Origin of the sequence: Brevibacterium picturae, from assembly GCF_030453725.1 — a bacterium.
Classification (GTDB): Bacteria; Actinomycetota; Actinomycetes; order Actinomycetales; family Brevibacteriaceae; genus Brevibacterium; species Brevibacterium sandarakinum_A.
This window is the reverse complement of sequence record NZ_JAKDJU010000199.1, coordinates 1-4974: the sequence shown is the minus strand read 5'-3', so window position 1 is coordinate 4974 and position 4974 is coordinate 1. Positions and strand designations below refer to the sequence as shown.

Below are 4974 nucleotides of genomic sequence, written 5' to 3'. Positions count from 1 at the left end.
CTTCGGGTGGCGCCGCTCCGGCGGACGACTTGAGCACGGGCGGACTTATTGACCTGCGCGACCGCCTGCTCGGGGTCTATCGGGCGCTCGCCGGTCGAGCACCTCGCGGCTGCGGTCATGCGCTGTGGCAGTCAGAGCGAGCACTCAATCCGATTCGTGTCGCCACGCGAGATGCCGAGCTGAACAGGATCGCAGCCAGGCATCCTGCGGTCACGCTCATCACCGCTGAAACAGGCGTTCCTGCCGACGACGGTTCGGAGGTGGAGGTGCCCGAGGGCAAGGCCATCGTCTGCCAGGGGACGCAGTGCTCGCTGCCTGTTTCTACGGCCGAGGATCTGGTTGCACTGCTGGACGCATAAGCGGAGAGCTCTGTTGAGATCGTGCGTCACCCGACGAGGTGCAGTCCCCGGAAGCGGTTGAGGGCGGCCGCGATCTCCTGTGGCCGGGGACGGGAGACATGGCCAGGGTGGTCGCGATTGCCGGTCAGACCGTCGATGCCCTGCGCATCGAGCATGTCCTCGACCTCGGCCAGAGCTTCGGTGAGTGAGGTTCGATCGTCGAAGATCTCCGCCATGTATTCGAGCGCCTCGGCGATGCCCGTCGTCTGCTGCGGATCGATGAGCTGGGAGATTGCGGCCAGGTCGATGAAGGCCTTCCCGAACTGGACTTGACCCAGCCCTTTGGCCTTCGCTGATTTCGTCTTCGAGCTGGGGCGTAGTGCGGTGGCCGTCGGAATCCGCGGTCGAGGCGCAGCGAACATGTCTCCGGTCTCATCTGCTGATTCGTTTCCGCTGTTGACCGGACCGGCTGGGCTCGCGGCGTCCCGATCCGCTGGACTCGCACCCTCCAGCTCTGTCGGGTCCACGCCCACGAGTTCATGCGCTTTCTCGGTGACCTCCTGCGGCACATAGGCGTCGAGGGCGATGACGTGGTCGGCGACCTCGAAAAACGCACTCGACCCACCGGCGACGAGGACAGTGGAGACACCTCGGCGAGTGAAGAGGGGCCGGATTCGGTCGACGAACGGGGTGATGGGTTCGCGGTCGGCAGGGATCAGTGCGCGCATCCGCTCGTCGCGGATCATGAAGTTCGTCGCCGAGGTGTCCTCGTCGATCAGCAGCGAACGAGCACCGACCTCAACGGCCTCGACGAGGTTGGCCGCCTGTGAGGTCGATCCGCTCGCATTCGTCGTGGTGAAGGCTCTCGTGTCAGTGCCGGATGGCAGATTGTTGATGAAGGGCGAGATGTCGTCGCCGGTCACGGCGCGACCGTCCTCGGCCCGGATGGAGGTGGCACTGGGTTCAGTGATGACCCACTCGCGACCGTCGCCTGCGATGTGCGGGTAGACTCCGCGCTCAAGAGCACGCAGAATCGTCGACTTACCGTGATACCCGCCGCCGACGATGACCGTGACACCACGTGGGATCGCCATGCCGGTCAGGCTGCGCCCGCTTGAGAGCGTGACGGTGTGCTCGAGTGAACTCGGGCTGGTGAAGGCCACAGCGTTCGAATCCATCGGCATGTCAGAATCACCCGAGCGCCGCGGCAGGATCGCACCGTTGCCGATGAACGCGAGGAGACCTTCCTCGCCGAGGTGGTTCTGCAGTTCCAGCTGGTCTCGGTGGAGCTGGACATGCTCGCGCAGGTCTGTGCCGGAGCGGTCGTCGGGGCCGTCGCCGGAATCGGCGCCTGGCAGATTGGAGTGGACGAACATCGCCTGAGCGAGCTCGGGGACATCGCGGGTGAGGATGTCCGCGGCCAGGTGACCCAGGATGCGTCTGCCGCGTGCTGGAAGGTTGACGAGCAGTCGTGCCTCGAAGCCCTCGTCGTCGATGATGACGTTGGTGCGCTCGAGCACTTCCTGGCCCTGTCGGCCGAGGACGACGGCGTTGCGGTTTTTGCTGCGTTGGAATGAATTGCCGACACGGAAGAGGAAGTCGGAGGCCGCGATGCGGTCCTCCCGTTCGGTGGTGATGTCGGTGGGGAATCCCGCCTCGGCGCGATTGATTCTGATCCGGACCTTCGACGGGGAGGCGAAGGGATCGACCTGGACCCGATCGATGAACACGGTGACCGGCCCGAACTCGTAGCGGCCTCGGATCTGCTTGTAATTTCCGTAGCTGCGCCCGTCGAGGCTGTGCAGTGTAGAGGAGAGATTCGATCGTTGGGAGTTCATCCCTGGAATGCTACTTGATCGAGGTCAACAGAGGCGAAGAGCGGGCTCGTGCTTTGCGAGCGAGGCCCTTCGTCGGTCCCCTGCGGTTCGTCGGTTCTGCGGTCAGTTTTGTCTGCGCCCCAGGGTCAGCTGCGTGCGCGCCCCAGGGTCAGCTGCGTGCGCGCCCCAGATAGAACTGTGCGGCGTTATCCCAGAACACCGCGGTGAGCTCCTCGGGCGACAGAGTGTCGCGGATGACCTCGAAGTCCGTGTCCTCGAATGGTCGAGGAGCCCTGGTGGAGGGCAGGTCCGTTCCCGCCATGAGTGCTGAGGGGTCGACATCGACGATCGCTCGCATCGTGGTGGCAGGATCGAGTTCGACGCGGCCGAAGCCGGTCGCCTTGACCTTGACGCCGCGTTCGACCAGCCGCAGCAGAGCAGGCAGTCCGTCGCTGTGCATTCCAAAGTGGTCGATGCTCGCGGCGGGAAGGCTGGCGATACGGTCTCCGAGATCCGCATCGATGCTGCGGGCGTCGAGGTAGAACTCGGAGTGCCACCCGGCGAGATCATGGACCCGGCGTGCCATATGTTCCAGGTCGTCCAAGGCTGCGGATCCGCCGCGAGCGACGTTGAACCTCAGCGCTTTCACACCGTCGTGGTCAAGCTCAAGGATGCGGTCATCGGAGGTGTCGGCTGGAAGCTGAGTGACGCCGACGAAGTCGGGGCCCAGAATGCTCAAGGCGTCGACGAGGAAGCACTGGTCGAAGCCTTGGAACGACCCCGAGACCACCGCTCCACCAGCAATGCCCAGGCCACCGATGCGCAGCAGATAATCCTCGACCGTGAAGGGGTCCGGCAGGTACCCATGATTCTGGGTCAGAGGATGTTTCGGATCGATGATGTGCAGGTGCGCGTCGAAGACCGGCGTCGGAGAAGTCATGGCCCCAACCTATCGCCGCATTCGACAAGCCAAGTGGCAATCTCAATTGGTGGTCGCTTGCCCGGCCGATCAGGTGGCCACTCGGTCGGTTGCTTCGGTGCTTCCGTCGACCGGGGCCGGCGAACGGCACAGGTTACAGAGCAGTACATGGGTTGCAACCTGTGTACTGCTCCGTAATCTGACTACTTGAGGCAGCTTGGGGCGCGATCACCCTGCAGCCCCGCGTTCACCCCTGTAGGAACGCCTTCGCTGCGGCGCCCAGGGCCACGACATCGCTGATGGCGACCATTTCGCGGGCCGAGTGCATCGAATACAAGGCCGGGCCCACGTCGACGGTGGTCATGCCCAATCGGGTCGCGGTCAGCGGCCCGATCGTCGACCCGCACGGCATCGCGTTGTTCGACACGAAGTTCTGGTACTCGACCCCGGCCGCCGTGCACGCCTGTGACCAGGCCGCTGTTCCCACGGCATCCGTGGCGTAGCGCTGCTGTGCATTGATTTTGAGCAGCGGACCGCCGCCGAGGCGGGGGCGGACGTGGGGATCGTGTCGTTCCGGATAGTTCGGGTGGGCGGCATGCCCGGCGTCGGAGGACACGCAGATCGACGACGCGAGCGAGGCCAGGTAGTCGCTGCGCGTCGACTCCGGGAACAGGGAGGCGATGATGCGCTCGGTGACGTCGGCGAGGAACGGCCCGCAGGCACCGGATCGTGAATTCGACCCGATCTCCTCGTGGTCGAAGCCGGCGAAGAGGGCAATGGAGTCCAGCGGGGCAGCATCGACGTCGACCAGCGCGTTGACACCGGCGTGGACGGACAAAAGGTTGTCCAACCTCGGCGAGGCGAAGAACTCCTCCTGGGCACCGAAGAGACCGGGGCTCTGAACGGGGATCGTGTAGACGTCGTGTCCGACGACCTGCTCAGGATCCACCTCGGCGGAGGCAGCGAGGATCTCGATGACCTCGGCCTCAGCGAGATCTGCAAGACCGATGATCGGGGTGGTGTGGCGCTGTTTGTCCAACGTCAGGCCGTCATTGACCTGCCGGTCGAGGTGGATGGCCAGCTGCGGGATGCGCGCGATGGGCGGGGTCTGCGCGAGCACGACGGATCCGTCGGCGAGGCTGAGCTGCCCGGCCAGCGCCAGTTCCCGGTCGAGCCACGAATTGAGCAGCGGCCCGCCGTAGACCTCGACGCCGATCTGGCGGGTTCCCTCGACAGTGAACTCCTCGCCGGGCTTGAGCTTGAAGGCCGGGGAATCCGTGTGGGAACCAAAGACGCGGAACCCGGGAACCGTGCCGGCGTTCTCGTCGGCGCCGACACCCGCGCCCGAGCCTGCATCAAAAGTATCAACTTTGCTTGCCGGAATCCGCCATGCGATGATCGCACCGTCACGGATGACATAGCAGCCCTGTCCAGCTTCGAGCGACCATTTCTCTCGCTCATCGAGTCGGGTGAAACCTGCGGAGTCGAATCGTGCTGCCGCTGTGTCGGTGGCATGATAGGAGCTGGGAGATGAACTGATGAAGTCCGTCAGATCGGCTGCGACCTGGGTTTCCGTACGTGGTATCACGGGCGATGCACTCATTTTCACAGCCTATCGTTTGCGGTAGCTTTGGCCACAAGGGCATTGGTTCTCTTGGTCCGCGTCGACACGGCAGCGGGCGAGGGGCCGGAGCCGCAGCGGTCACGGACCGCTCGGACTTCGTTGTTCATCGCCCGAGAACCAGCACCGAAAAGTAATACAAGGAGTGTTCGAAGTGAACCAGTTCGTGACCGAGTGGAACACATGGCGGGATTCTAGGAACTCGGCGCTGGCGACTCCCTTCGGATGGCTGAGCGTGACCGGCCTGCACTGGCTCGACGAAACCACCACCTGGCCCGA

The 4974-nt window shown here is 64.3% G+C and carries 3 protein-coding genes and 1 pseudogene; 1 reads left to right on the top strand and 3 read right to left on the bottom strand.

Going from position 1 to position 4974, the window contains the following annotated elements; genetic code table 11:
• A pseudogene (locus L0G76_RS13990) lies at positions 1-359 on the top strand (thioredoxin domain-containing protein); the annotation flags it as partial.
• 26 nt (positions 360-385) lie between these two features.
• Here L0G76_RS13990 and L0G76_RS13985 read toward each other — a convergent pair.
• From L0G76_RS13985 to L0G76_RS13975, 3 genes are all read right to left on the bottom strand, one after another.
• Positions 386-2176 carry an ABC-ATPase domain-containing protein gene (locus L0G76_RS13985; RefSeq protein ID WP_304357776.1) on the bottom strand — a complete coding sequence of 597 codons (1791 nt, stop codon included), beginning with the start codon at positions 2174-2176 and terminating at the stop codon, positions 386-388.
• Positions 2177-2324: 148 nt separating this feature from the next.
• Entirely contained in the window at positions 2325-3095 is a 771-nt protein-coding gene (locus tag L0G76_RS13980; RefSeq protein WP_304357775.1) for an amidohydrolase family protein, read from the bottom strand.
• A gap of 226 nt (positions 3096-3321) precedes the next feature.
• Positions 3322-4677: a M18 family aminopeptidase gene (locus L0G76_RS13975; protein ID WP_304357774.1), complete on the bottom strand. Its 1356-nt coding sequence runs from the start codon at positions 4675-4677 to the stop codon at positions 3322-3324.
• Positions 4678-4974: the final 297 nt, after the last annotated feature.